Source organism: Salinithrix halophila, from assembly GCF_042650125.1.
Classification (GTDB): Bacteria; Bacillota; Bacilli; order Thermoactinomycetales; family DSM-45169; genus Salinithrix; species Salinithrix halophila.
This window is the reverse complement of record NZ_JBHSAP010000009.1, coordinates 507,974-532,105: the sequence shown is the minus strand read 5'-3', so window position 1 is coordinate 532,105 and position 24,132 is coordinate 507,974. Positions and strand designations below refer to the sequence as shown.

26 protein-coding genes are annotated in these 24,132 nt (G+C 50.4%); 18 read left to right on the top strand and 8 right to left on the bottom strand.

Going from position 1 to position 24,132, the window contains the following annotated elements:
- Window positions 1-62 precede the first annotated feature (62 nt).
- The 4 genes from ACFOUO_RS08840 to ACFOUO_RS08825 all read left to right on the top strand — a co-directional run bounded on the left by ACFOUO_RS08840 (window position 63) and on the right by ACFOUO_RS08825 (window position 4,190).
- Window positions 63-1,058: a CgeB family protein gene (locus ACFOUO_RS08840; protein WP_380704304.1), complete on the top strand. Its 996-nt coding sequence runs from the start codon at window positions 63-65 to the stop codon at window positions 1,056-1,058.
- A gap of 25 nt (window positions 1,059-1,083) precedes the next feature.
- Complete coding sequence (locus ACFOUO_RS08835; RefSeq protein WP_380704812.1) at window positions 1,084-2,082, top strand: CgeB family protein; 999 nt, start codon at window positions 1,084-1,086, stop codon at window positions 2,080-2,082.
- A 70-nt stretch (window positions 2,083-2,152) separates the two neighbouring features.
- Window positions 2,153-3,178 (top strand): CgeB family protein, encoded by a 1,026-nt coding sequence (locus tag ACFOUO_RS08830; protein WP_380704302.1) that lies wholly within the window; start codon window positions 2,153-2,155, stop codon window positions 3,176-3,178.
- A gap of 19 nt (window positions 3,179-3,197) precedes the next feature.
- Window positions 3,198-4,190 (top strand): CgeB family protein, encoded by a 993-nt coding sequence (locus tag ACFOUO_RS08825; RefSeq protein WP_380704300.1) that lies wholly within the window; start codon window positions 3,198-3,200, stop codon window positions 4,188-4,190.
- A gap of 36 nt (window positions 4,191-4,226) precedes the next feature.
- On the opposite strand, the gene ACFOUO_RS08820 is transcribed toward ACFOUO_RS08825, so the two are convergent.
- The 3 genes from ACFOUO_RS08820 to mgtE form a co-directional block, all read right to left on the bottom strand.
- Window positions 4,227-5,012, bottom strand: coding sequence for a PHP domain-containing protein (locus ACFOUO_RS08820; RefSeq protein WP_380704298.1), 786 nt, complete (start codon window positions 5,010-5,012; stop codon window positions 4,227-4,229).
- A gap of 122 nt (window positions 5,013-5,134) precedes the next feature.
- Entirely contained in the window at window positions 5,135-6,490 is a 1,356-nt protein-coding gene (locus tag ACFOUO_RS08815) for a hemolysin family protein (protein WP_380704296.1), read from the bottom strand.
- Window positions 6,491-6,677: 187 nt separating this feature from the next.
- A complete protein-coding gene (mgtE, locus tag ACFOUO_RS08810; RefSeq protein WP_380704294.1) occupies window positions 6,678-8,042 on the bottom strand; it encodes a magnesium transporter in 1,365 nt (454 codons plus the stop codon).
- 907 nt (window positions 8,043-8,949) lie between these two features.
- On the opposite strand from mgtE, the gene ACFOUO_RS08805 reads away from it, so the two are divergent.
- The gene (locus ACFOUO_RS08805) at window positions 8,950-9,099 is read left to right on the top strand and encodes a hypothetical protein (RefSeq protein WP_380704292.1); all 150 of its coding nucleotides are present in this window, start codon (window positions 8,950-8,952) and stop codon (window positions 9,097-9,099) included.
- Window positions 9,100-9,189: 90 nt separating this feature from the next.
- Here the strand turns inward: ACFOUO_RS08805 and ACFOUO_RS08800 are convergent, their stop codons facing one another.
- Window positions 9,190-10,074 (bottom strand): protease complex subunit PrcB family protein, encoded by an 885-nt coding sequence (locus tag ACFOUO_RS08800; protein ID WP_380704290.1) that lies wholly within the window; start codon window positions 10,072-10,074, stop codon window positions 9,190-9,192.
- A 176-nt stretch (window positions 10,075-10,250) separates the two neighbouring features.
- On the opposite strand from ACFOUO_RS08800, the gene ACFOUO_RS08795 reads away from it, so the two are divergent.
- Genes ACFOUO_RS08795 through ACFOUO_RS08785 form a run of 3 tightly spaced genes read left to right on the top strand, consistent with a single transcriptional unit; the run spans window position 10,251 to window position 14,284 of the window.
- Window positions 10,251-11,933 carry a DNA repair helicase XPB gene (locus ACFOUO_RS08795; RefSeq protein ID WP_380704288.1) on the top strand — a complete coding sequence of 561 codons (1,683 nt, stop codon included), beginning with the start codon at window positions 10,251-10,253 and terminating at the stop codon, window positions 11,931-11,933.
- On the top strand, window positions 11,930-13,819 hold the full coding sequence (locus ACFOUO_RS08790) for a helicase-associated domain-containing protein (protein ID WP_380704286.1): 1,890 nt from the start codon (window positions 11,930-11,932) through the stop codon (window positions 13,817-13,819). Before ACFOUO_RS08795 ends, ACFOUO_RS08790 begins: the two co-directional genes overlap by 4 nt.
- Before the next feature lie 45 nt (window positions 13,820-13,864).
- The gene (locus ACFOUO_RS08785) at window positions 13,865-14,284 is read left to right on the top strand and encodes a YlbF family regulator (RefSeq protein ID WP_380704284.1); all 420 of its coding nucleotides are present in this window, start codon (window positions 13,865-13,867) and stop codon (window positions 14,282-14,284) included.
- On the opposite strand, the gene ACFOUO_RS08780 is transcribed toward ACFOUO_RS08785, so the two are convergent.
- A complete protein-coding gene (locus ACFOUO_RS08780) occupies window positions 14,281-14,610 on the bottom strand; it encodes a hypothetical protein (protein ID WP_380704282.1) in 330 nt (109 codons plus the stop codon). The two genes, ACFOUO_RS08785 and ACFOUO_RS08780, sit on opposite strands and share 4 nt — an antisense overlap.
- A 224-nt stretch (window positions 14,611-14,834) precedes the next feature.
- Between ACFOUO_RS08780 and ACFOUO_RS08775 the strand changes: the two genes are divergently transcribed.
- From ACFOUO_RS08775 to ACFOUO_RS08750, 6 genes are all read left to right on the top strand, one after another.
- Window positions 14,835-15,095, top strand: coding sequence for a YlbG family protein (locus tag ACFOUO_RS08775; protein WP_380704280.1), 261 nt, complete (start codon window positions 14,835-14,837; stop codon window positions 15,093-15,095).
- Between the two features lie 194 nt (window positions 15,096-15,289).
- A complete protein-coding gene (locus ACFOUO_RS08770) occupies window positions 15,290-16,456 on the top strand; it encodes an MFS transporter (protein ID WP_380704278.1) in 1,167 nt (388 codons plus the stop codon).
- 609 nt (window positions 16,457-17,065) lie between these two features.
- A complete protein-coding gene (locus tag ACFOUO_RS08765; RefSeq protein ID WP_380704276.1) occupies window positions 17,066-17,593 on the top strand; it encodes an RING finger protein in 528 nt (175 codons plus the stop codon).
- Between the two features lie 24 nt (window positions 17,594-17,617).
- A complete protein-coding gene (locus tag ACFOUO_RS08760; RefSeq protein WP_380704274.1) occupies window positions 17,618-18,010 on the top strand; it encodes a YkvA family protein in 393 nt (130 codons plus the stop codon).
- A 302-nt stretch (window positions 18,011-18,312) separates the two neighbouring features.
- Entirely contained in the window at window positions 18,313-19,113 is an 801-nt protein-coding gene (minD, locus tag ACFOUO_RS08755; protein WP_380704272.1) for a septum site-determining protein MinD, read from the top strand.
- 23 nt (window positions 19,114-19,136) lie between these two features.
- Window positions 19,137-19,427: a cell division topological specificity factor MinE gene (locus ACFOUO_RS08750; RefSeq protein WP_380704270.1), complete on the top strand. Its 291-nt coding sequence runs from the start codon at window positions 19,137-19,139 to the stop codon at window positions 19,425-19,427.
- A 20-nt stretch (window positions 19,428-19,447) separates the two neighbouring features.
- Here ACFOUO_RS08750 and ACFOUO_RS08745 read toward each other — a convergent pair whose 3' ends face one another.
- Window positions 19,448-20,275, bottom strand: coding sequence for a hypothetical protein (locus ACFOUO_RS08745; RefSeq protein WP_380704268.1), 828 nt, complete (start codon window positions 20,273-20,275; stop codon window positions 19,448-19,450).
- A 311-nt stretch (window positions 20,276-20,586) separates the two neighbouring features.
- On the opposite strand from ACFOUO_RS08745, the gene ACFOUO_RS08740 reads away from it, so the two are divergent.
- The gene (locus ACFOUO_RS08740) at window positions 20,587-21,030 is read left to right on the top strand and encodes a hypothetical protein (RefSeq protein WP_380704266.1); all 444 of its coding nucleotides are present in this window, start codon (window positions 20,587-20,589) and stop codon (window positions 21,028-21,030) included.
- 142 nt (window positions 21,031-21,172) lie between these two features.
- Here ACFOUO_RS08740 and ACFOUO_RS08735 read toward each other — a convergent pair whose 3' ends face one another.
- Window positions 21,173-21,394, bottom strand: a complete 222-nt coding sequence (locus tag ACFOUO_RS08735) for a hypothetical protein (protein WP_380704264.1) — start codon at window positions 21,392-21,394, stop codon at window positions 21,173-21,175.
- Window positions 21,395-21,402: 8 nt separating this feature from the next.
- On the bottom strand, window positions 21,403-21,558 hold the full coding sequence (locus tag ACFOUO_RS08730) for a hypothetical protein (RefSeq protein WP_380704262.1): 156 nt from the start codon (window positions 21,556-21,558) through the stop codon (window positions 21,403-21,405).
- A 281-nt stretch (window positions 21,559-21,839) separates the two neighbouring features.
- Between ACFOUO_RS08730 and ACFOUO_RS08725 the strand changes: the two genes are divergently transcribed.
- From ACFOUO_RS08725 to ACFOUO_RS08715, 3 genes are all read left to right on the top strand, one after another.
- Window positions 21,840-21,992: a hypothetical protein gene (locus ACFOUO_RS08725; protein WP_380704260.1), complete on the top strand. Its 153-nt coding sequence runs from the start codon at window positions 21,840-21,842 to the stop codon at window positions 21,990-21,992.
- Between the two features lie 188 nt (window positions 21,993-22,180).
- A complete protein-coding gene (locus ACFOUO_RS08720) occupies window positions 22,181-22,393 on the top strand; it encodes a small, acid-soluble spore protein, alpha/beta type (protein ID WP_380704258.1) in 213 nt (70 codons plus the stop codon).
- 160 nt (window positions 22,394-22,553) lie between these two features.
- On the top strand, window positions 22,554-24,107 hold the full coding sequence (locus ACFOUO_RS08715) for an acyl-CoA synthetase (protein ID WP_380704810.1): 1,554 nt from the start codon (window positions 22,554-22,556) through the stop codon (window positions 24,105-24,107).
- Window positions 24,108-24,132 lie beyond the last annotated feature (25 nt).

Genomic DNA, 24,132 nt, shown 5'->3' with positions numbered 1-24,132 from the left:
AGAGCCGACCAAAAATAAGATAGGGTGATAGCCGAGTACGCAAAGAACGGAGAAAATGAAGAATGCGGTTACTTCTCATCTATTCCGGTATGAAAACTTTGTCCCGCTTGGGTGAAAATGTGATCGGGGCTTTTCGGCGATTAGAGCGAAGCCTAGGCAATTTTCACATCCAGACCTACTATTCAAAACTGGAATCAAGGGAAAAGCTGTTCCAGCGAATCCGCTTTTTTCATCCTCACATCATCTTGGTTTTTTGTAAGGAAGCCCATGCGGTTAACTCCGATATACGAAAATGGGCGCCAAAGGTTCCGGTTGGGTTGTGGGTGGTTAATGATCCCTATCATATCCAGGATTATGAGTGGATGGTACCCTACTACGACTTCATGGTCACGCAGGATTCCGGCTGTTTGCCGTTTTACAGGGACCGAAGGAACAAACCCGCCTTCCACCTTCCCCTTGCGGTAAATCCTACCCACTATTTTCCGGGAAATGTGAAGCGGGATTATCAATCGGATGTCTGCTTTGTCGGTAGTGCTTGGTCGGATCGGATTCGTCTCATGGATCATCTGATCCCTCTTCTCTCCGGAAAGAAAGTGATTATCGTTGGGGAAGGGTGGGAGAAGCTAAAGCATTATTCCCGCTTGAAGAAAAGCATGATCAACCGGAACATTCCACCCTCCGAGACAGCCCGCTATTATAACGGTGCGAAAATCGTTTTAAATATTCACCGTCCTCTTAATGACATCAACAAAAATCCCTATCATTTGCCCGCCTGTACACCCAACAACCGAACCTTTGACATCGCTGCTTGTCACTCGTTTCAGTTAGTCTCCAGGCGTCGGGATCTCGGGAGGTTGTATCGGTTGGGAGAAGAGATAATCACGTATAAAAACCTAAAGGATTTGAAACAAAAGATCGACTATTATCTGATTCACGATAAGCAAAGGGAGGAGATTGCTGGCCGGGCTTACCGGCGCACACTCCGAGATCACACTTATACCGTCCGGATGCGCCAACTCATTCATATCATGCATCGGTTTTTGCGAAGCAGGTCCTGAAAAATATAAAGTGACAAAAAAGGTGATGGATGTGCGACTGCTTTATATTACTTCGGGAATTCATTCTCTTGCCCACCTGGACCCTAACTTAATAAGCGGATTTACCGAATTGGAGAAGAAAGAGGAACATTTCCACTTTTTAACCTTTCATCCGGGGAAGGAGTCAATCACCACCCTGTTTTCAAAAATTTATTCTTTCCGGCCAGATGTAATTATTTCGCTGCGGGGCGCCCTCCCTCGGCAAGTCGTCGATCAGGTCCGTCAAACGGGAATTCCGATCGGATTGTATATCGTGGATGATCCGTATTCCTTTTCGGAACACTCGGTGATGATGCAACCCTACAGCTTCATGATCACCCAGGATTTCGCCTGTTTACCCTATTATCGAAGGCAAAATAAAAGGTGTTTTTACTTGCCTCTCGCCGTGAACCAGCAGTTATACCATCCGCTTCGAGTCAATCAGAGATATAAGTCGGATATTTGTTTCATAGCCAGCGCCACACCGATTCGTCGACAATATATCGATCAGATGGCGGAGTTTTTGCTCCAAAAACGGTTCCTCCTCATCGGGCGATGGTGGGATCGGTTAAAGCATTACGAAAAGTTGAAACATGGCATTATGAACCGGACGATTTCTCCAGTGGAAGTGGCTCGGTATTACAATGGGGCAAAAATTGTGTTGAATATCCATCGCTCTAAAAACGATGTCCGTCGCAACCCTTTGGAGATCCCCGCTTTCACTCCCAACAACCGGACCTTTGACATCGCCGCTTGCCGATCGTTCCAACTGGTTACCCACCGCCGGGATCTGGGACGGTTTTACCGATTGGGAGAGGAGATCGTTTCCATCAGAGGAGCGGATGAGATGAGGCAGAAGATTGCCTATTACCTAAATCACCAGAGGGAAAGGAAAGGAATCGCTACTCGGGCTTATCGACGGACGGTTCGCGAGCATACGTACCTTGAACGGCTACGCCGTTTCGTACGAATAGTGGGTGTTCGTCTCCTAGGCAGGTATCCGTAGTTCACCCGTTGGACTTTGTTGCTCGTCATGTTGACCGGATGGATTCCGAAATCAAACGGAGCGGGTGTCTATGCGTTTACTTTTCCTTACAAAAGGGGTGGGCTCCCTGGCTCATCTCAACCCTAACGTAATTGAAGCTTTCCGTCGGATGCAAAACGAAAAAAAGTCTTTTTGTTTTATTTCTTTCGATCTTGAGCGGGAGGGGCCAAAAAGCCTCTTTCGAAAAATCCGATTGTTCCAGCCGGATGTAGCGTTAGTGATGAGAGGTTTCGCTGTACCGAGGGATTTGGTAAGCAAGATTTGTTCCCTGGGAGTCCCAGTCGGTGTTTGGTTGGCAGACGATCCCTATCACCTGTCTGACAGCTTACGTATTGCACGGCCTTACCAATTTGTTCTTACCCAGGAGTCCAGTTGTGTCCCTGTTTATCGGAAAAGGAAGATACCGGCCTATTTCCTCCCTTTGGCGGTCAATCCTAAAACATATCTGCCCTTACAGGTGAAAGAACATTACAGCAAGGATGTTTGCTTTGTTGGCAACGCCTTTCCGGAACGTCTCCATATCATCGATCAGCTGGCTCCTTTTCTGCTGCAAAAAAAATTCATCCTCATCGGTAAATGGTGGCAGCGCCTGAAACAGTATTCTCGCTTAAAGCCCCATATTATTGATGGAAATATCCCGCCATCGGAAGTGGTCCAATATTATAACGGATCCAAAATTGTATTGAACATTCACCGTACGTGTAACGATATTAAGAAAAATCCTTTAAACTTGCCCGCCTTTACACCGAATAACCGTACATTCGATATTGCCGCATGCCGCTCATTCCAACTCATCTCCCAACGACGTGATTTGGGTAGATTTTACCGGCTGGGCGAAGAAATCATCTGTTTCAATGGAGCTCAGGATTTAAAGGGAAAAATGGACTATTACCTTGCCAACGAGGCAGAGAGAAAAAGTATTGCATCACGGGCCTACCATCGTACTCTTCGCCAACACACATACGATTCAAGGGTACGCCATCTGGTTAAGATCCTAGAACATTTTCTGTTGACAAATCGACGTCGCGGCGATAAGGCTTCCAGACGACAGAAATGAATGAAAAGGAAGATCGTTCATGAAGTTACTGTATATCACTTCAGGAGGTCCTTCTTACGCAGAACTGGACCCAAATCTCATCCAGGCCTTTCGTCGATTGGAAAAAAAGCTGAAAGACTTCCACTTTCAGTTTTATCGGCCACGGGTTGAACCGATCGCAACATTGTTCAACCGGGTCCAATCCTTTCGCCCCGATGTGATTTTATCCTTGCGGGGGGCAATATCTGGGGAGAGGGTCACCCAATTGAGGAAAATGGGCATTCCGGTCGGGTTATTTGTGGTGGATGACCCCTATCTACTCCGCTATCACAGTAGGCAGGTCCCGCCCTATACTTTTATGGTGACACAAGAATCCAGCTGCCTCTCGTTTTATCGAAAGCGAAAAAAACCCTGTATTCATCTTCCATTGGGTGTTAACGAAGCGACGTACCATCCGGAGCGTGTACCTGAGAAGTACCAATCGGATATCTGTTTCGTCGGAAGCGCTTTGCCTGCCCGTCTGCACACCTTCGATCAGATGGTTGATTTTCTACGGAAAAAGAAATTTGTTATCGTCGGTCGATGGTGGGAGAGGTTAAAACATTATAAGCAATTGAATCATGGAATTATCAACCAGACGATCCCATCCTCGGAGACAGCGAAATATTATAATGGAGCCAAGATTGTGTTGAATATTCATCGCACAAAAAATGACGTCAAGGGGAATCCTTTTGGCATTCCCGCCTTCACGCCGAATAATCGTACCTTCGACATCGCTGCTTGTCGATCCTTTCAACTGGTATCCCAACGGAAGGAGCTGGGCCGTTATTACCGGTTGGGGGAGGAGGTGATCGCGTTTAAAGGAATCAAGGATTTGAAGCAAAAAATCGAATATTATCTCGCTCATGACAAAGAGCGGGAGCGGATTGCCGCCAGGGCTTATCAGCGAACCCTTAAGGATCATACCTACGAAGCTCGATTGCGGTCGCTGATTCAGGTGCTCCAGGTTCGTATGAATAAGCAAACGCGATGAAGCGGCAAGCTGGGGGTATCTGACGGGGGTTCTTGATCAGATGGGAGCACCGAGGGTGTGTTCATCGTTATGAAAATCCGATCCTCCCGTGACGAGGAGATCGAATTCTGCGGCCAGCCGCAAATAACGACGGGCATCTTTTCTCGTATGTTTTCGATGCCATACCTCAATACCATCGAGTCCCACTTCGAGTACCCGCCTTACGATTCCATCATCTCCGATCAGGGCAGGGTGGGCCAGCACGGCTATCCCACCAGCCCGGCGGATCATGCGGATACCATTTTCGGGAGTCAGCACCTTTTTCTCGATAGCAGCCGGTTTGCCGTCGGCGAGGTACTGGTCAAATACGGTTTGTACATTGGGTAGGTAGCCTTTTTGTACGATAGCCTGGGCGATGTGAGGTCTGGCAATGACGCCGTCTCCGCTAAAGGAACGAACATCCTCTAGCGTGAGGGGCATGCCTAGATGATTGAATCTTTCGATGATAGCGATGGCACGAGTTTTCCGATCGTCTCGGAAAGCAGCTAGTTCGTCGTGAAGCTGCTGACGCTCCTGGATATGGTAGCCTAGGATGTCGATATTGGTACGTTGTAGTCTTGTACTCAGTTCAACCCCGGGGATTACATGGACACCGATCTCCTGCCCGGTTTTTATCGCTTCCTCTACACCCGCTAACGTGTCATGGTCTGTCACAGCGATCGTGCTGAGACCGGCTGCTTTCGCTTTTCTTACTAAATCAGCGGGGGGGAGGGCTCCGTCGGAGGCGGTGGTATGGAGATGCAGGTCAAAAGTACCCGGTTCCAATCCGTCCAATATCCGCATGTCGGCAATCTCCTCCTTAAAACGGTGGTCATGGTTAGTCATTTTCATAGGTATGTATCTCGGTACTTTTCTGGTACCGGGAAAGAAAAGGGTCGTGCCCGTTACGAGGCACGATCCCTCTTTTATGGCCCGTTGACTGCAGCGTCCGTGTCTTTGCCATCCTCCATTGTTGCCACCTTACTGACCAGAAGACGGCTGACACTTCGCTGATCAATCTCTTGGACCGTGAATTTCAAGTTTTCAAAAGTGACGACATCCCCGACTTCGGGGACTTCCTGAAGCCGTGAGAAGACCCAGCCGCCGATCGTGTCGTTGTCCGGATCGATGATCTCCGAACCGAAGTAGTCATTGACTTCTTCAATGAGGAGACGAGCATCGATGGAGGTCGCGGCACCGGTTTTCTGGAAAAATGGACGTTCGTCGTCAAATTCATCCTGAATTTCGCCGAAGATTTCCTCGATGATGTCCTCGGTGGTTACCAAGCCAGCGGTTCCGCCATATTCATCGACGACGATGGCGACTTCGGATCGGTTTTTCTGCAGAACCCGTAATACGTCTTTGAGCTCCATCGTCTCCGGGACCATGACAGCAGGACGGGTTAATTCCTCTAAATTTGGCGTCTCTCCGTTCAGCATTTTTTCGTATACGTGACGGATATGGACGATTCCTACGATGTCGTCTTTATCCTCACGGCAAAGAGGAAAACGAGTGTGGCGCGCATCTTTTATGATTTCCAGGTTTTCCTCGAAGGAGTCGGTGGTGTAAAGACAGACCATGTTTACCCGTGGCACCATTACCTCCCGGGAAACCCGGTCGGTAAATTCGAAGATGTTATCGAAGAGGGAGAGTTCCGTTTCGTCGATATGTCCGCTCTTCTGGCTCTGTGCCAGCATGATGCGAATTTCATCTTCGGTGTGTCCCTGCTGGTGTTCCGGTATCATTTCACCCACACCTACCAGCCGTAAAAACCAATTTGCGGCTCCGTTCAGCACAGTGATGAAGGGATAGAATATCCGATAAAACCAATTAAGAGGAGTGGCCGTCCATAGGGTGGTTCCTTCTGCCTGTCGGATTGCCAGCGATTTTGGTGCCATCTCACCCAGGACGATGTGCAGGAAGGTGATGACAGCGAAGGCAATTGCGAAAGCAAGTGTTGAAATCAGCCATGCCGGTACACTCAAGGGAAGTGCCTTGAGCAGGGGCTCCACAATCAAATGGGCGATTGCCGGCTCCCCGATCCACCCGAGACCTAGAGAAGCCAGGGTGATGCCGAGCTGAGTGGCTGAAAGGTAGGCGTCCATTTGGCGGATTACCTTCTCTGCCATATTGGCCCGCCGGTCCCCCTCTTCACGTAACTGGGCGATCCGGGTGGCCCGGACCTTGACGATGGCAAACTCCGAGGCAACGAAGAAACCGTTAAGAAAGACGAGGAAGACCACCAGGAAAAGGTTCCAGGCGATCTCGATGATACTTCCCAAGCGAACAACGACCTCCTGAAAAAGTTTGGTCCGCTCCAATAGGGTGTGCGGAACCTGTCGGAAATACTTGTAGTTACTTCAAAGCTTATCAGAAAGCCAGGTCTCTGTATAGAGCTCACCCTCTTACCGGGGCCGGGGTAAGTTCTGTTTGGCGATAAAAAAATCCCTCTCCCATCAAGGAGGGGTATCAAAGGTAATGGAGAAACATGGTGGCGAATCCGAAGTAGATCAAAAGGGAAAATACGTCGTTGATGGTGGTGATCAGCGGGCCGGAAGCGACGGTGGGATCCACTTTCAACATGTGGAGGAGCAAGGGGATCAGTGTGCCTCCGAGTGTACCCAGGATGAGAGTGCACAAGAGAGATCCTCCCACGACAAGGCCCAGCACCAGGTTGTCCTGCCATAACGTCACCAGACCGAAGATCAGCACGCTGCAGACTAAACCGATAATAATCCCGACAAAACCTTCCTGCCGTAAAATCCTTAAATATTGACTTCGTGTCAGCTGGCCGGTGGCGAGTCCGCGGATGACAAGGGCGAGGGATTGGGTACCGGTATTCCCGGTCATACCTGCGATCATCGGCATGAAGAAGGTGAGCACAGCCACTTTTTCAATCGTGTGCTCGAAGAACCCCAGTAAATTTGCAGTCATCATACCGATACAAAGGAGGAGAACAAGCCACGGAATGCGGCGTCGCGCAGATGAAAACGGATGGGTGAGGATGTCCATTTCCGTCTGCCCGACGGCAGAAAGCTTCGATATATCCTCCTGGGCTTCTTCAATCAGGACGTCGATGACGTCATCGACGGTGATAATTCCCAGTAGGCGTCCTTCGTCGTCAACGACAGGAATAGCGAGGAAGTCGTACCGCTCCATCAGTTTGGCCACTTCTTCCTGGTCCATATCAGCGGGAACGGAGATGATCCGCTCATACATGATCTCGGTGATGGCCGTTCCTGGCTGGGCGATCAGCAACTCCCGCAAGGAGACGACTCCCACCAGCCTGTCGTCTGCATCGATGACGTAGACATAGTAGACCGTTTCAGCGGTCGGCGCCTCCCTCCGCAGATATTGAATCACCTCTTCGACTGTATAATAGTCGTAGACGCTGACGTACTCCATGGTCATCTTACCGCCAGCGGTATCTTCGGGGTAGTGAAGAAGGGCTCGAACTTTGTCGGCCTCATCCGTCTCCATCGATTTAAGAAGCTTCTGTACGTTACTCTCTTCCAGGTCCCCCATCAAGTCAGCCACTTCGTCGGAAGACATTTGGTTGAGTACCCGAGATGCTTTATCCGGTCCGAGGTTAACGAGAATTTCCTGCTGCTCTTCCGATTCCAGCTCTTCTAGGAGATCGGCAATTTCATCCGCTTCGAGAAGGTTAAGAAAGTGTGTGCGGTAAATACCGGTGAGACGGAAAAAAATTTGCCCTAGGTCATACGGTTGCAATTCTTCGATCAGGGGGCGCAAATATTTTCGTTCTCTTTTTTGCAGAGCGATTCGGATGGCGTCCAAGTCGATTTCGTGACGCCGCTCTTCCGTTTCTGCCACAAGGTTTTCCCCCTTTCTCCAGGGAATCAAGACCTCCATCATCATAACAAATCGACGTGCCTTTGGAAACGGAGGGAAAGGGTAGTCCCAGAACCTTCTCTGATCCGTTCGTTTTTGCCAAAAGCACTAGGACAGGGCTGGCAGCCATATAAATGAATGGAACAGCGTTTAATGAACGGAGGGATACCCATGTATCGATCTTACCCATTCCAGCTTTTCCACTACCCTTGGAGGCATACCGATCCGACCCCCCCACTTGTGCCGGCACCGTATCCGGTATTGCCTCCCGGGGAGGGGGCGTGGTATCCGTATCATGGGTATCCCGCTATCCGGGCAGGAATGACAGAGAGGAGCGGTCCCTATCAGCCGCCGCCGGGGGATTCGTTTTCAGGGGTTGGGAGGATGTCCCAAGGGACTCCTGAGGGTAAACAAGCAAAGCGAGCATGGCCCCAATCGGTAAATCCTTTGTGGGAATCGCCGGAATCCCCTGAATCCCCTTGGTTTATGAACCCGGAGGATGAAAGTGAGGACGCATGAGTGTAAGGTTGATGATAAGAACCAACGCGGGGGCGAGAGCCGAATTTCTGACTCGTACCAAATATTCCAGTTCCTGCTATGTCGAGCCTGTCCGCACAAATGACCTCATGAGTTTCCTTTTAGTGTGCTTCGGGATGGAAAAAGTGAACCGTTGATAAGGTGATTGGAGGCATGAATGGGGTAACTTTTTCATAGGAATTTATGGGGGCCCTTCAAGGGTTTCCTCCCTTCCTTGCCATGATCCTTCCGTTTATCGGAAGGTCTTTTTTTGAAAAGGGAAAAAGAGGTGAAGGCCGATACGGGTAGTTTCTCGGTATTAGGGGGAAATTAGGATTGCCTGCGGGCACCGGAAGGAGGGAAACGGATAAAGATGCGGATCCCTGAAGTATCACCTCGCCGTGAACCGGAGATCACCACTCCCCGTGAACCCCTAACCACTGCTCCGGAACAACCGGATCGGGGAGAGGACCCGGATAAACGCCGTCGGGAAGACCGGGAAGATGAACGGAAATTTGCCTGAGCCGGATTATGAGTTTCCCGTCGGAAGTCATCATCGCTCTTCATGGAAAAGCCCCGCAGTCTAAACACTGCGAGGCTTTTTCCAGCGCCATTACTGAAAGCGCTTGGGTTCGTCCTTAGAGGAAGAGCGGCTCTTTACGTGGAAATGGACACGGGATTCATCCGTTCGGGGGATGGAAACCACTTGAACGGGATGGGTGATCGCCTGTGTGACCATCGTTCCCGGAGTCGGGGCGATTTCCTTGGCGTAGACATGGATTTCTTCTCCCCGCTTGATGATGTTTTCCACATCCACCCGATAACCACCGGTTGGTCGTTCCCCAAGACCGATAATCAGGTACGTTCGATCCTTTTGGGAGATGCTTGTTTCGGTGCCTTTTGAACGCTTAACTTCTCCCGCCTTGGCCTTGACGGTTTCGGGGAGGTCAAGGGTCACCTCTACCTTGTAGGTAAGAGGTTTTCCACCGGGGTCATCCAATGGAGGAGAGTCTTTGGGGGAATCTCCTTTTTTCGGTTTCTCCGCTTTTTGGAGGTTGAGGTCATAATTGACTTCCCCTTCCGGTTTTAGCGAGATGACGGTGATTGGGGAGGAGATCACTTGGGTATTGAACGATGATGATGGCGGAGGAACTTCTTCAGCGTCTACCCGTACAGTGGAGTTGTTTTGCACCACTTGATTTACTCGGATGGACCAGCCGCCTGTGGGACGTTTCCCAAGGGAAAGGATCAGATACGTCCTACCGTCCTCCCCGGTTTCTACACGGACTTCTTGTTTTTCGGCGCGTTGTATTTCGCTTTTCACGTTGCCGGGTAGATCTTCCAGCGACTCCTGTCGGAAAGGAAGAATGCGTTCCTTACCAGGGGAGGAAGAGTCTCCCCGACTGTCCTCCGAAGCGAAAAAGGAACTGCCACAGCCAGTGGTACTGAACCACAGCGTTAAAACGAACATGAATCGTATCACCTGCCGATTTCGCATCCGCATATCCTCCCATCAAAGACTTTTTCACTGAATTAGACGTCAGCGCAAGACGGAAGGTTGCGAAAAATTTTACGAACAGAGCCTCTTCTTGAATATTCTACCATGGACCACACTTCTTCGTCATGTTTTCCCGCCTATGATGGAAAACTAACGGAAAAAAAGGAGAGTTGCCGATGGGATATCAAGCGAACCAACCTTTAATTATACAAAGTGACCGGACGATCCTTCTAGAGGTGTGCCATCCAGAATTTGAAGAGGTTCGGGACAAGTTGTCGGCCTTCGCGGAACTGGTGAAAAGCCCGGAACATATTCATACATATCGAATGACCCCCTTGTCCCTCTGGAATGCGGCTGCAAGCGGAGTAGAAGCGGCGGAAATCCTCCGATTCTTGCGGGAGCGGAGCAAGTTCGACCTTCCGGATTCTCTTTGTAAGGAAATGGATGAAATCATTTCCCGATACGGTCGGATCGAGCTGATTCGGGAGGAAGGTATGCTCGTCCTTCGTTGTACAGACCCAATTCTACTGGATGAGCTCGGTCGCTCATCTGGGCTAAAAGCATGGCTCCAAAAGGGGAGAAACGGATGCAGGAGAATCGCTCCAGAGGTTCGCGGTCTGGTAAAACAAGAGTTGATGAAGCTGGGTTGGCCTGTTCGCGATCTGGCCGGGTACAGCGAGGGGGAAACTCTTCCCATTCGGTTGCGAGAGCAGACTTATTCGGGGGAAACTTTCCGGCTGCGGAACTACCAGCGACAGGCAGCTGAGGCCTTTTATCGCAGAGGAAGCAATCACGGAGGGAACGGGGTGTTGGTCCTTCCCTGCGGAGCAGGAAAGACGGTGGTTGGATTAGCTGTCATGGCGCGGGTAGGTCGGGCTGCCCTCATCCTGACTCCCAACACGACTTCCGTCCGTCAATGGGTGCGCGAAATTCTCGACAAGACAGAACTGACTGAGGATCAGGTAGGGGAATATACCGGTGAGAGGAAACAAGTGAAGCCGGTTACGGTAGCTACTTACCAGATCTTGACCCATCGTGGTGGAAGGGGGGAGTTTCCCCATTTGGATCTGTTTAGCCGCCGTGATTGGGGATTGATTATTTATGATGAGGTTCACCTTCTCCCGGCCCCAGTTTTCCGAGCAACAGCGGATCTGCAGGCGAAGCGCCGCCTTGGTCTGACAGCCACCTTAGTCAGAGAAGACGGGCGGGAAGAGGATGTGTTTAGTCTGATCGGTCCTAAAAAGGTGGATGTCCCATGGAAGGAGTTAGAGAAAGAGCAATGGATCGCCCAAGCGGCATGCACCGAAGTTCGGACACCGATGGATCAAGAACGACGCCGAGAATATGCCGATGCGAAACAAAAGCAGAAGTACCGCATTGCGGCTGAGAATCCAAACAAGATCCTCGTTTTGGAGAACATTCTCAAACGACACAAGGGAGAAAAAGTGCTGGTGATCGGCCAGTACCTACACCAATTAGAAGAAATTGCAGCCAGGCTCCAAGTTCCCCTCCTGACCGGAAAAACGCAGCAACGAAAGCGAGAGGAGCTTTATGACGCTTTTCGCCGAGGGGAAGTACCGGTGCTGGTTGTTTCCAAGGTAGCCAACTTCGCCGTTGACCTGCCTGATGCCCGGGTAGCTGTCCAGATCTCCGGTACATTCGGCTCCCGGCAGGAAGAAGCGCAACGTTTGGGACGGATTCTTCGGCCCAAAGCCGGAGAAAACAAAGCCCACTTTTATAATCTTGTCAGCCGGGATACCGTGGATCAGGAGTATGCCCTCAATCGGCAGTTATTCCTCGTTGAGCAGGGATATCGGTACACGATTATGGATGCAGAGCAGTGGGAGGAGGTCGAATGAAAACCTTAGTGGAGTGCCTTGAGTCTTTATCCCCCCATGTGCATACCCGCATTTGCGAAGAACACGGGTGGGATGGAAATGTGGAGCTGTCGGAACTGGCAGAACGGCTGGTGAAAGCGGCTCGGCAGGTAGCCGAGGGGGAGCCGGATCGGCTTGAGCACCGTTTGCTCCGTTATGCGGTTTTTACTTGTGGTTGCAATCTTATTCCACCGGATGCCGGTCATAAAGGAGAGACCAAACTTACTCCCTCCCAGGCCCGGATGGGATGGACGATGTTGCAGCGGAAGGGATTTCTCTTTGCTGTTCGCCGTTCCTGGGGAAAGCCCGGCTATTGGTGCCCTGTGGAAATCCGGCAAGCCTGCCTTGCCGTCTGGTTGCCAGAGAGAGGGGACAGCAGGGAGGATGTGTCTGTTGCAGGGGAGAGGATGGCGGCGGGTTTGTGGAACCGTTTTTTTCACTTTTTGATCGTAGTAGAACGAGAAGGGATCTCCCTGACACAACAGGGGGATGTACAGAGGCGGATGATACGGAAACTCGCAGCGGAATTAGATCTGGATGTGGAGGATCACAGATTTACCGATTCGCTTTGGGGGCAAGGAAAAACGCCGGGAGAGCTCCGACTTCTGATCGACTTAGCTCAAAGTGAGGGTTTGGTTGAAGAACGAGAAGGAAGCCTTCAGTTACGGGAAGGGGCTCTCGCAGCCTGGTCCGCCTGCTCCTGGCCGGTCCTTTTAGGGCGATTGTTCGGGTTTGTCCGTCGGCGGCTCTTAGAGGAGCGTCCGGAGTGGGAGAGTCTGTGGTGGTGGATGGAACGCCAAGGGGACGCCCCAGTGGCTCTCACGGATACTTTTCTATCCTGGAAGGCGGCTGCTGGCTCACGTGTATCGCTGGAGGAATGGGAAGGCGCATGGCTCCAGCCCTTGGTCGCCTTGGGATGGGTGGTTGCCAGCCTGGAAAAAGGGGGATGGTGGGCCTGGTCTCCCTGGGCTCCTCCGGTCTTCCGCGGGCTTCCCGACCTCCCCGCTTATGTAAAGCCAGATTTTGAAATCTTCATCCCTATCTTCACGCCTTGGAAAAAGCGGTGGATATTGGCTCAATTCACTGATTACATGGGAGGAGAACAGCTGATTACCTATGAAATCAATACTGCTTCCGTAAAACGCGGTGTCGAGCGGGGTTTATCGGCTGAGGAGATGGAAAGGATCTTGGAAGAACTCTCTGCGAGCCCTCTGCCGGAAAATGTGAGAATCAGCCTATGGCAATGGGCAAAACAGTACAGCCGGGTTGTTTTTAAGGAGGCCCTTCTCCTCCGAACGGGAGACGAACGATTGGCCGACGATCTGGAGGCAGTCCCTGAACTGGCCGACCAAATCGGGGAACGGGTAGGTCCGACAGCTTTTCTTGTCCATCCCTCCAGCCTTTCCACCTTGCGAGAACAACTGAAAGATCTGGGTTATTCTGCGATGAAACCGATGGAAAATGAGAGCGGGAGACCCTGGTGGAAGGGGGAGGTCCATTCGCGGGAATCGGTCGGTGAGGAAGAAAAGAGAAGCGCTCATACCCTAACGATTGAGGATCGCTTCCCTTCACTAGAGGATTCGGTTCCAGGGTTGAATCGCCTGCCTCAGATGTGGACCTCTTCCCTGCGCTCCTACCATCCGTCCACTTTGCAGCATATCCTCCGAAAAGCAGCGGAACTGCAGGTGGATCTCAAATGGGCGGACAACCGGAAGCGCATCCAGCGTTTTATCCCGGGGCGGGTAACCTGCATCGGGGGGGTATGGATGGCCGAGGGACAGGATATGGAAGGTCGTCCGCAACATGTGAAATTGTCCGATATCAGCCGTGTACAGGTTCTTCTTCCCTGGATGGAGGGCGATTACTGAGCGGAGAAGAAGAATATGTGTTACCATAAACGTGGAGGGATCTACATGAATTCTCTGGATATGGCAGAATTGCTGTCTGAAGCATATAACCTGGCTGACCGGATCACGGATTCCGATGAAGCGAAGCGCTACATTCATCTAAAACGGGAGCTGGGCGAAGATGAAGAAGCCCAGCGGTTGATCCGTCAATTTCAGGAGAAGAAAGAGCGGTTTGAGGAGGCCCAGCGATTTGGCCATTTTCACCCGGATTACCATGCCGCCAAAGAGGCTGCGGAGGATTTTAGCAGCCGATTGCGGGAACATCCTCTCATCCGGGAATACCTCGAGGTGGAGGAGAAGCTGGATCGGCTGTTGGGTGAGGTGAGCCGCACGCTGGCTCGTTCCGTCTCCGAGGAGATCAAAGTACCGGTCGATGCACAAGAATTGGATAAGGTTGAAGGGGGCCGCCGCAAAAGCTGCGGTTAACGTTTACGACCTCTGTGCAACAGAACGCAATCGATACATTGGTTACCGCAGCAAAAACTCTTTTCATCCGGAAACCGGAACCGGAACCGGAAGACCAACCATCCGCGGGATTGCCTCACATATTGGCACTCGTGAAACCGAGCACTGTTTCGGGTGAGATCCGTCGCCTTTTCATCGATCAGGCAACGGATCTCTTTGTGGTTTACGGCGGTTGCCGGAAGGATATAAAGAAATTGTACCCCGGCATAGTTTCGTAGGAAGGCTTCCCGGCAACCCTCTCCTAAGATTAATTGACGGAGGAAATGTTCGTCCAGAGTCTCTGCCATATCCTTCACCTCCGAAACCCATTGTATCATGGGGCTTCGCTTGGAAGGGGCGGAAGTCGACGGTTTGCTTTGAAGGGGAAAGCATGCTACAATAATTGGGAGTGGAAATCCCCTCCATTATAGACTGCGAGCGGGAAGTCCTTGGTATTTTAAAAGCACGGGCAAAAACTCGTTTATGAGACACTTGGGAAGTCGCTGAACCCTTTGTAAAGGAGATACATTCCATGCCGATGGATATTGCAGAACGGCTCGGATTGGCTGTATGGGTGAAGGATCTCAAGGCTGCTCGTTCATTAGGACGCATGGGAAACATCCATTACGTGTCGAAACGATTAAAATATGTGTTCCTATATATCGACGGACGGAAAGCCGACCAAACCATTCGACGGATTGAACGGATGCACTATGTAACCAGGGTAGAGCGATCTCTTCGTCGTGAGCTGGCGACCGAATTCCATAAACCGGCACAATCCCCGACTACCTAGGCGGGGATTGTCTCGTTGATACTTGGCCGCTGCCCAGAACCTGTAAGGCAGTTTTTTTGGGTCTTATATTTCGGTAAGCGAAATTTTTGGCTATAGAGAAACTAGGAGGGGAAGCGAACAGAGTTATGGAAACTTGGAAACGAAATCTTTACATTTTGATGGTGTCTCAATTTTTGGTTATGGGTGCAATGAGTATGATCATCCCATTTCTCCCCCTTTATCTGAGGGAAATGGGGATGACTGACCCGGAAAAGACCCAACTTTGGGCAGGGCTGATTTTCGGAATCAATTTTCTCTCGGCTTTTTTGGTGGCTCCTGTGTGGGGAAGCTTGGCCGATAAAGTAGGCCGCAAAATTATGGTTCTCCGTTCCGGCTTCGGAATGTCTGTAGTCATCCTTTTAACAGGCCTGGCAACCAGTCCGTTGCAATTATTGTTCCTTCGGCTGCTTAACGGGACGGTCTCAGGATTTATTCCGGCTTCCATCTCCCTTACGGCAACCAACACCCCGAAGAAGAAGTCGGGTTATGCCTTAGGAATGCTTCAGTCCGGCGGTGTCGCAGGAAGTATCATGGGGCCCTTTATCGGCGGGGTGCTGGCGGAAGTGGTTGACTTTCGAACGATCTTCTTCCTTACCAGCGCAATCATCTTTCTCGCTACCTGTGTGGTCCTGTTTCTGGTGAAGGAAGGGGTAAAACCTGATCCCGATAAGCCACGGGCTGGCTTTTTCGCTGACGGTTCCTTCATTTTGCATCAAAAACCATTGATGGTTCTGTTTTCCGTCGGCTTTATGCTTCAATTCGCTATGCTGGCTCCCATGCCGCAAATGTCCCTCTTTGTATCAGACTTAGGAGCCCCTGGCGGATATATCGCTTTTTTTGCGGGCCTTGTAACGGCGGTGACAGGAATCGCCAATATGCTGGCATCTCCTTTCCTAGGGCGGTTTGGTGACCGGCACGGGGCAGAACGGGTCCTCTTTTTTTCTATGTTAGGGGCCGCTTTGTTCTTTGTTCCCCATGCGATGGTTACCGATGTATGGCAGTTGCTGGCTTTCCGTTTTCTGCTGGGTCTCTGTGTCGGGGGTCTATTACCTTCCCTTCATACCTTGATCCGGAAAAACGCGCCAACAGGAAAGGAAAGCACGGCCTACGGTTATAGCACCAGTGCTACTTTTCTGGGAAATATGTTGGGTCCGATTACTGGCGGTTTCTTGTCCGGTATCATTGGAATCCGGGGCCTGTTCCTGGTGACAGCGATCATGCTGTTCATCGGAGCATGGTGGTTAAAAACCGGTCTGACCCAGGCTAAACAAGGTTCTACCACGAAATCGGCAGTATCCCGCAAGATATCGTCTGCCCAGTGATTTACTGCTGTCTAACCCCCGGTCACAGACTGGGGGTTTTTCATGGCGAAATTCCGCGGGTGTCGGGGCGGAGATGTCCAGCCAGATCAGCAGTATGCGGAATAGGAATATAGGGCAGGACCGCGTCCGGGCGGATCTGAGACGCGGATATGAAGGAAGGAGTGTGCTGGTTTTGGGTTTATTTAGAAGGAGGCCCTTTGGATGCGGACCTGGGCCGAGGCGGTTTGGTTTCGGGAAGAAAGGGCTTGGAAAAGGTGGGGGCTTCGGTTGCCTGGGTGGGCCCTTCGGATTTGGCGGACCTGGCGGACCTGGCGGACCTGGCGGACCTAGCGGACCTGGAGGTCCCTTCTTTGGTCCCCCCCCAGGCCCCGGCCCGATCCCAGGCCCTGGTTTGGACGGTTTTGACGGACCTTGGGAGGACGGTTATGGACCTGGCCCCTATGGCCCGGATCCCGATGTCTGGTAAAGCCCGAGGGAGGGGAAAACTCCTCTTCGGAGTTTTCCCCTCTGAAAAATTCGGACAAGCCTTTACACCAGTGGAAGAAAACGTGGAAATCCCGTACAATAAGATTAAATCCAGCGCTGAACCAGCCAAAGGAGCGAATAGCCGTGGGCATTTTCAATGGGCTGAAACAGAAACTGGAAAAGGGGATAGAAACGACGGGTCAGAAATCGAAAATGATGCTGGAAATCAGCCGATTGACCTTTCTGATCCGCGGGAAAAGAGAAAATGAAAACGAATTGTATGCGAAACTGGGACGGTCGATCTACCAGCGGTGGACACAGACCGGGGAGGTAGAACTTACGGATCGTACCCGTGCCGTTTTGTTAAACATCAAGGCAGTACGTGAAAAAATAGAGGAACTAGAAGAACAATTAACTGAATTGAAAAAGGAAGTGGCTACTTCCCCGGTTGAAACCTCCCAGGATCCCTCCCGGCCAAATGGAACCAACCACCCCGCCCTCCCGCCAGGACATACCCTTGTGGACGCCCGACAAAAACAACCGGCAGAGAAGGACGAGGCTTCCTGGGATGCCTGGGAGGGTCGAGCGATTTTCTTGTGTCCTCGATGCCAGGAGCAAGTGAGGGAAGAGACGTCGGCTTGTCCGCATTGCAGGCAACCGATTTATGGTTGAGACCCTTAAAAGGAGAGTGAGAGGATGGCTTCCAAGGATCTGAATAAAAAAGTGAAGAACATGCTCGTTCCTTTGGGGAGAAAAGCGGATACCCCGGAAGGCTCTCGCAAGATCCTTGACGAATTCAATTCCAAGGTGAAGAGAGCAGGAGGCATCCAACAAATCATCCACAAATTAAAACTCCTGTTTGACTATTTTCGACACCCTGGGACCAGTCGTGTAAAAAAAGCGTTTGCGGGAGCAGCTCTCTTGTATTTCATTATACCGAGTGATGTGTTGCCGGACTTTATCCCGGTCATGGGTTATGTAGATGATGCTGCAGCGGTGGCCATCGTTTGGAAACTGCTGTCGGGCGAGTTGGAGCGCTTTGAAGAGAGAGTGCAGCCTGTAGTGGATGTGGAACCGGATAGAAATTAAACGGACGCTCTTCTTTTGGCGAGCCAAATTTGATACAATAATAGGGAATCTTGTTGGGGTATGTCAATATGACAAAATCATTGGAATTTTATTTGCAAACAGAATGACTGAATCCGTGTATTGGTGGGAATTTGGACAACCCTAACGGATTGGTTTGGGTGATAGAGACCTTGGGACCTGTACGTTACATAACGCCAGGAGGAGACAAACGGGTTCCGGGGTCTTGTTTGTCCAACGGGGTTGTGGTCAGAATCCCGGGAAGCGTCTACAGATAGAAGGGCTAGGGAAAGGGGTAACGAGTTATGAAGCAGAAATCCGTGGCGATTACCGTGACCAGCGGAAAGGGTGGGGTGGGAAAATCCACTACCGTCGCTTCTGTCGGCTTGGCATTGGCACAGCTGGGTCGGCAGGTTTGTGTGATGGACACGGATATCGGCCTCCGAAAATTGGATTTGATGCTGGGGCTGGAAAACAGGATTGTCTACGACTTGGTGGATGTGATCGAGGGGACGAGCAAGCTTCGGCAATCCCTCGTCCGGCATAAGGAGTTCCCCAACCTGGGATTATTGCCGGCTGCACAAACCCGCTACAAAGAAGAAGTGACTCCTGCACAGGTAAAACAACTGGTTGACGAGTTGAAATCAGAATTTGAAATTATCCTGATTGATTCCCCCGCTGGAATCGAAGGAGGATTCCGCAACGCGATCGGGCCTGCGGATAGAGCCATCCTTGTCGTCAACCCCGAAATCCCTTCCGTTCGAGATTCCGACCGGGTAATTGGGTTGCTGGAATCGGCGGATCTCGATCAGATTGATCTGGTGGTCAACCGGGTTCAGCCTGGCATGGTGAGGGATGGGGATATGCTCAGTGTGGAACGCGTGCAGAACCATTTGGCGATCAATTTGTTGGGGATCGTTCCTGAGGATCGACGCATCATTCGCTCATCCAATACGGGCGAACCCGTTGTATTAGATGACAAATCTCTCGCCGGACGTGCTTTTAACAATATAGCCCGCCGTATTAACGGAGAAGAAGTTCCCTTTTTGGATCTGGAGGAACCCAGTCTCATCAATCGGATCAAGCGAATCTTTCACATCGCCTGATTTAAACTGTCGAGGTGAATGTTGTGGTTTTTTCGAATCTGTTCGGTAAAGAGAAAGAACGTCCCACTGCTGCAACGGCAGATGACCGTTTATCCCTCGTGCTCAGCTATCAGCGATCCGATATCGATGAGCGGAAACTAAAACAATTCCAGGCTCGGTTGATCGATCTATGCGATGATTTTGGCTACGACGTAGTCGGTCAGGTGGAGATCAGACCCCAGTCTCGCCAAAGAGACAATACAACGGTATTGAATGCTAGCATTCCCGTTCGGCTACGGGAGAACTCCGAAGATGAAGAAAGCGCAGGTCTCTAACAGAGCCTGCGCTTTTCTTATTATAATAGTTTGTTCCGATCAAGGCATTGCTCAAGGAATCGGGTAATCATGGCAGGGAATTCTTTGTCATCCCGCAGAGTGAACAGGGCGATAGAAACCCGCGTATGGCCGTATTTCTCCATCAGCTTTTTCAATTTGTTGCGCGTGGCGGAATTGGGCCGCCCATATCGGTTTTCGAACGCCTTCATAACCATGTCTTCTTCTGAAAGATCTTGAGCGGGGGCAGCTTGTTCTTCGATCAGGGCGGTTGTGTCCTGTTGGTGTATTTTTTCCAGGGTAGCTGCTGTCTCGTGGTGATCTTCCGCTGTTGGCTGAAAGGCTGGGGCGCTGCCGTCCAGATCTCGAATGACGGGGCGCTGAATCTGCCAATGTTCAAGTTTACGACGGCGCCGGGGGCGTGGCTCGGGCATTCGATTGAAACGCTCGGGGTATTTCCGCCGGAGTGTATAAATCCGTTGATAAATCGCTCCTTGGGTCCGGTTCAATTCCTTTTCCAGGTTGGCAATGGCAGAGGAGAGGGATCTTCCCTGATCCATATACTGGTTGACCCGATGAATGACTAGATCTTCCTCTTTCTCCGACCAGCTATTTAGACGGCTTTCCCTGCCTTCTTCGCCGGAATTTCCTTTCGATAGGAAACGTTCAGGATATTCATTCCGCAGCTTCCTCACATGAGACATGATCCCAGCGAATCCCCGGTTTAACTCTGAGGAGATCTCTTTGAGGATTTCTCGTTCCCGTGCGCCCCGTTCCCAGCCTTCGTTGACCATTCGGATAATTTGCTCATTTTCTTCGTCTGAGTATTTCCCTTTTTTTGTATCAAACATGCCATCCCTCACCCCGTTTGGACCTTCTTTATTTATTAATATAACAGAAAAGAAATCCCGATTTCCACCAAAATGTTAGAAAAAGCATCCTTAGGAAAATGGGATCATACAGCTCCCTAACCGTGCAGGGACAAGCGATTCGCTCCTAACTCAAGCAAAAGAAAAAGAAAAATCAACCATATTAAAACGGATATTCTCATTCATCTTGTTGATGATATTAGTATAAAAAAACCTTACTCTGGGGATAAAAGTAACAACCAACCCTGATTAACCCAATTTTACCAGGGAGCTAATGGAAAGGGGGAGCGGACATGGCCAATCGATCCCTTCAGGAAATCAGTTCACTTTTGACCTCGCGATTGTCGGTTGCCAAGAAAAACTATGCAAACCCTTGGAGCATGGAACCCGATGTACACAGGAGTTGGGATGCGGAATCAAAGGCATCCCTTGTCATTCTATGGGGGCTGTTGGTTTATCCCCGTCTTGATCCTGATATGAAGAAAAACCGGGAGCGGACAATCTCTGTGAACAGGATATACCAACTCTTCGGGGAACATTTGGGTTCCGAGAAAGATTGGAGCCAAGTGGTAGCCCGTTTGAAGAAACACGATTATATCCGTTTCCCTACAGAGGAGACGATCACAGCTGGGACAAGGTTGTGGACAGCCGTGGATGCTTCCAAAATGTATCACCTTTTTCGGACATCGGTTCTAGTACGGAAAATGAACTTGTCCGAAAAAGAGGAGGGTCTGTGAAGCCCCAGACGACAAACAGGCTGCCTCTATCAACGAAGGCAGCCTTTTCATTATTTATCGCTTTGAGGAAAAATCGGATACGATCAGGCATAAACATGAGGTGCAGTTCATGGATTCAGAAACAATTTGCGTGGGTTGTTCTTCACAGTTCACGGATGGATTCGAGAAAAAGGCGGAGGGTTTTTCGTTGTTCCGGGGATAGTTGAAGAGCGATTTGGACCAACTGTCGGATATCTTCGGGAAGCTGTGAGTCGGAATAGGCCTGGTGTTGCCCCAGACGATTAATCACTTCTTCAAGGAGAGTGCGGGCTTCGTCCAATTGTTTGTAACTTTGGATCAACAGTTTTTCTGTGGGAGAGTTCATCATTACCCCTACTTTTTGGAAGAATGGAGCAAGTGATCGATCTCCTTTTGTATGTGCAGGAGCTCGTCGGGGTTCATTTTTTGTAAATCCCGGATCATCGCTTTTAACTTCATCAAGCGAAATTCCTTCAAAAAGGAAGGCATGGTTTGATAGTTCACCGACAAGGGGAACACTCCTTTCCATCGCCATAGATTAACGGCGGGGAGAGTTCCATTTTATCAAAATTTCGGTGGCGGTCAATGACGAGACGGAGGGCTTTTGCGCTGAAATTGTCACTTTCCCGCATCGAATCCGTTTTATACGCCGTTTTTTGCCACGCTATCGACACCATTTTTTCTTCCCCAATGTTTTAGGTTTGCAAAGGAACGGGTTAGGGTAAAGAGTAATGTCTCTCTCACCTTCCAACCCTTCGTCTCCATTTCACAGCAAGTGAGGTGTTGTTCCGATGCAAGAACAACTTCGGGAAATTAAAAATAAACTGCTTGCCAAAAAAGAAGAGTACAAGCAGGCTGTGGAACGCCATGAGTTTCTAGAGCTTTATGAAATCAAGGAGGAGATTGAACAACTGAGGGTTCAATGGCATCAATTGTCTAAATAGGTCCATCCTCCGAAAAAGGATAAAGGAAAAAGGACGCGGACGTATTCCGCGCTCTTTTTCATGGAAGGATTCGGGAAAATCCTATCACCATGGATGTTGGGCAAGCATTTTCCCAGAAATTCACACGCATTCAAGGAGGCCTTGATCCGCATTCTATAAGTACCATCTGCAAGGAGGTGAAACCGAGGATGCAACAACAAAATCGCGAGCGCAACACCAACCAACTGCTGGTACCCGGCGCCGCTCAAGCTCTGGATCAACTGAAATTCGAAATCGCTTCTGAGTTTGGCGTTCAACTGGGTGCTGAAACCACTTCTCGTGCCAACGGTTCTGTAGGTGGGGAAATCACGAAACGTCTGGTCGCTTTGGCCGAACAACAACTGGGTGGCGGCGCCCGGTAACTAAAGTTCATAATCTGGTTTTACCGAGACAGCGGGAATTCCCGCTGTCTTTGTTTTCTTTGCAAGGAAAAGAAAGCGTTTTTGTCGAAGTTTCAGAAAAGGGAATTTCTTACGGTTGGAGGGATATGGATTGGGCTTAACCATACCAAAATATTACAACATGACGCAGGATATCGACCGACATGCTATAAAATCAGGGAAAATCGCTCTTCGTTGGGAAAACGAAACAGGAGAAAAGCGGACTTTAACTTATGAACAATTGAAAGAAGATTCGGATAGGATGGCGAGGGGATTTATCACTCAAGGGTTAAAAAAAGGAGATCGAGTGATGGTTCTGCTTCCCCGGATTCCTGAGGCACACACGGTTTACATGGGGGCTTTAAAAGCGGGACTAGCAGTACTGCCCGGGTCGGAAATGCTGCAACTTGCGGATATCCAATACCGTTTGCGTCATTCAGAGGCAAAAGCGGTGGTTTTTGACGCGGCATTGGAAGAAAGGGTCTTTTATGCAATGAAGAATTGTCCGTCAGTGGAGGCTGGGTTTATCCATGGCCAAGGAAGGATGGGGGGGTTCCTTCCTTTAGAAGTATTGCGAGAGATAGATGGCGTGGCACAACTGCCCGTTACGCAAAGTGATGATGTCGCTTTTATATCCTATACCTCGGGGACCACGGGTGGACCGAAAGGAGTTATTCACCAACATGGCTGGGCTATTCCGCATCAGGCAGTAGCTGCAAAGGAATGGATGGACGTGCGTGAGAAAGACACCGTTTGGGCTACGGCAGGTCCGGGTTGGGCTAAGTGGGTATGGAGTCCGTTTATTTCTAGCCTTGGTTCGGGTGCGGAGACTTTCGTATATCAAGGCCGTTTTCAACCGGACAAGTACCTAACGTTGATGGAAAAGTATAGGGTGAACGTTTTGTGTTGTACACCGACGGAATACCGTATGATGGCAAAGGTTGATGGATTGGATCGGTATGACCTCTCGGCTTTGAGAAGTGCCGTTAGTGCGGGAGAACCCTTGAACCGAGAGGTAATCGATATCTTCCGGCGCCATTTTGGAGTGGAAGTAAGAGATGGCTACGGACAAACGGAAAATACGCTCTTGATAGCCACGGTAAAAGGAATCGAAGTAAAAGCAGGTTCTATGGGAAGGCCGACTACAGGCAATCGTGTGGCTATCATTGATCGGGAGGGAAACACCGTTCCCCCTGGTGTTGTGGGAGATATAGCTGTCCACAAGGATGCCCCTGCTCTTTTTAAGGGATATTATCGGGATCCGGAGAGAACGTTACAAGCTTTCCGGGGCGATTGGTATCTGACAGGCGACCAGGCTCGGCGGGATGAAGACGGTTATTTTTGGTTTGAAGGGCGGTCCGACGATATCATTATCAGTGCTGGCTACACCATCGGCCCCTTTGAAGTAGAGGATGCGATAGTAAAACATGGCGATGTTCAGGAATGTGCAGTTGTTGCCAGCCCTGATGCCATTCGGGGGGCGATTGTCAAAGCCTTCGTGGTCCTGAAAGCGGGCCGACCGCCCTCTAAAGAACTGGTTACAGCCTTGCAGGAACATGTAAAACGCGAAACGGCACCTTATAAGTATCCCCGAGAGATCGAATTTGTTACGGATCTTCCTAAAACCACCAGCGGAAAGATCAGGCGAGTGGAACTACGGGCAAAGGAAGAGAAGCGGAAAAAGTCGGCTCCTTGATCCCTGGGGGTGCTTGGGGTATAAT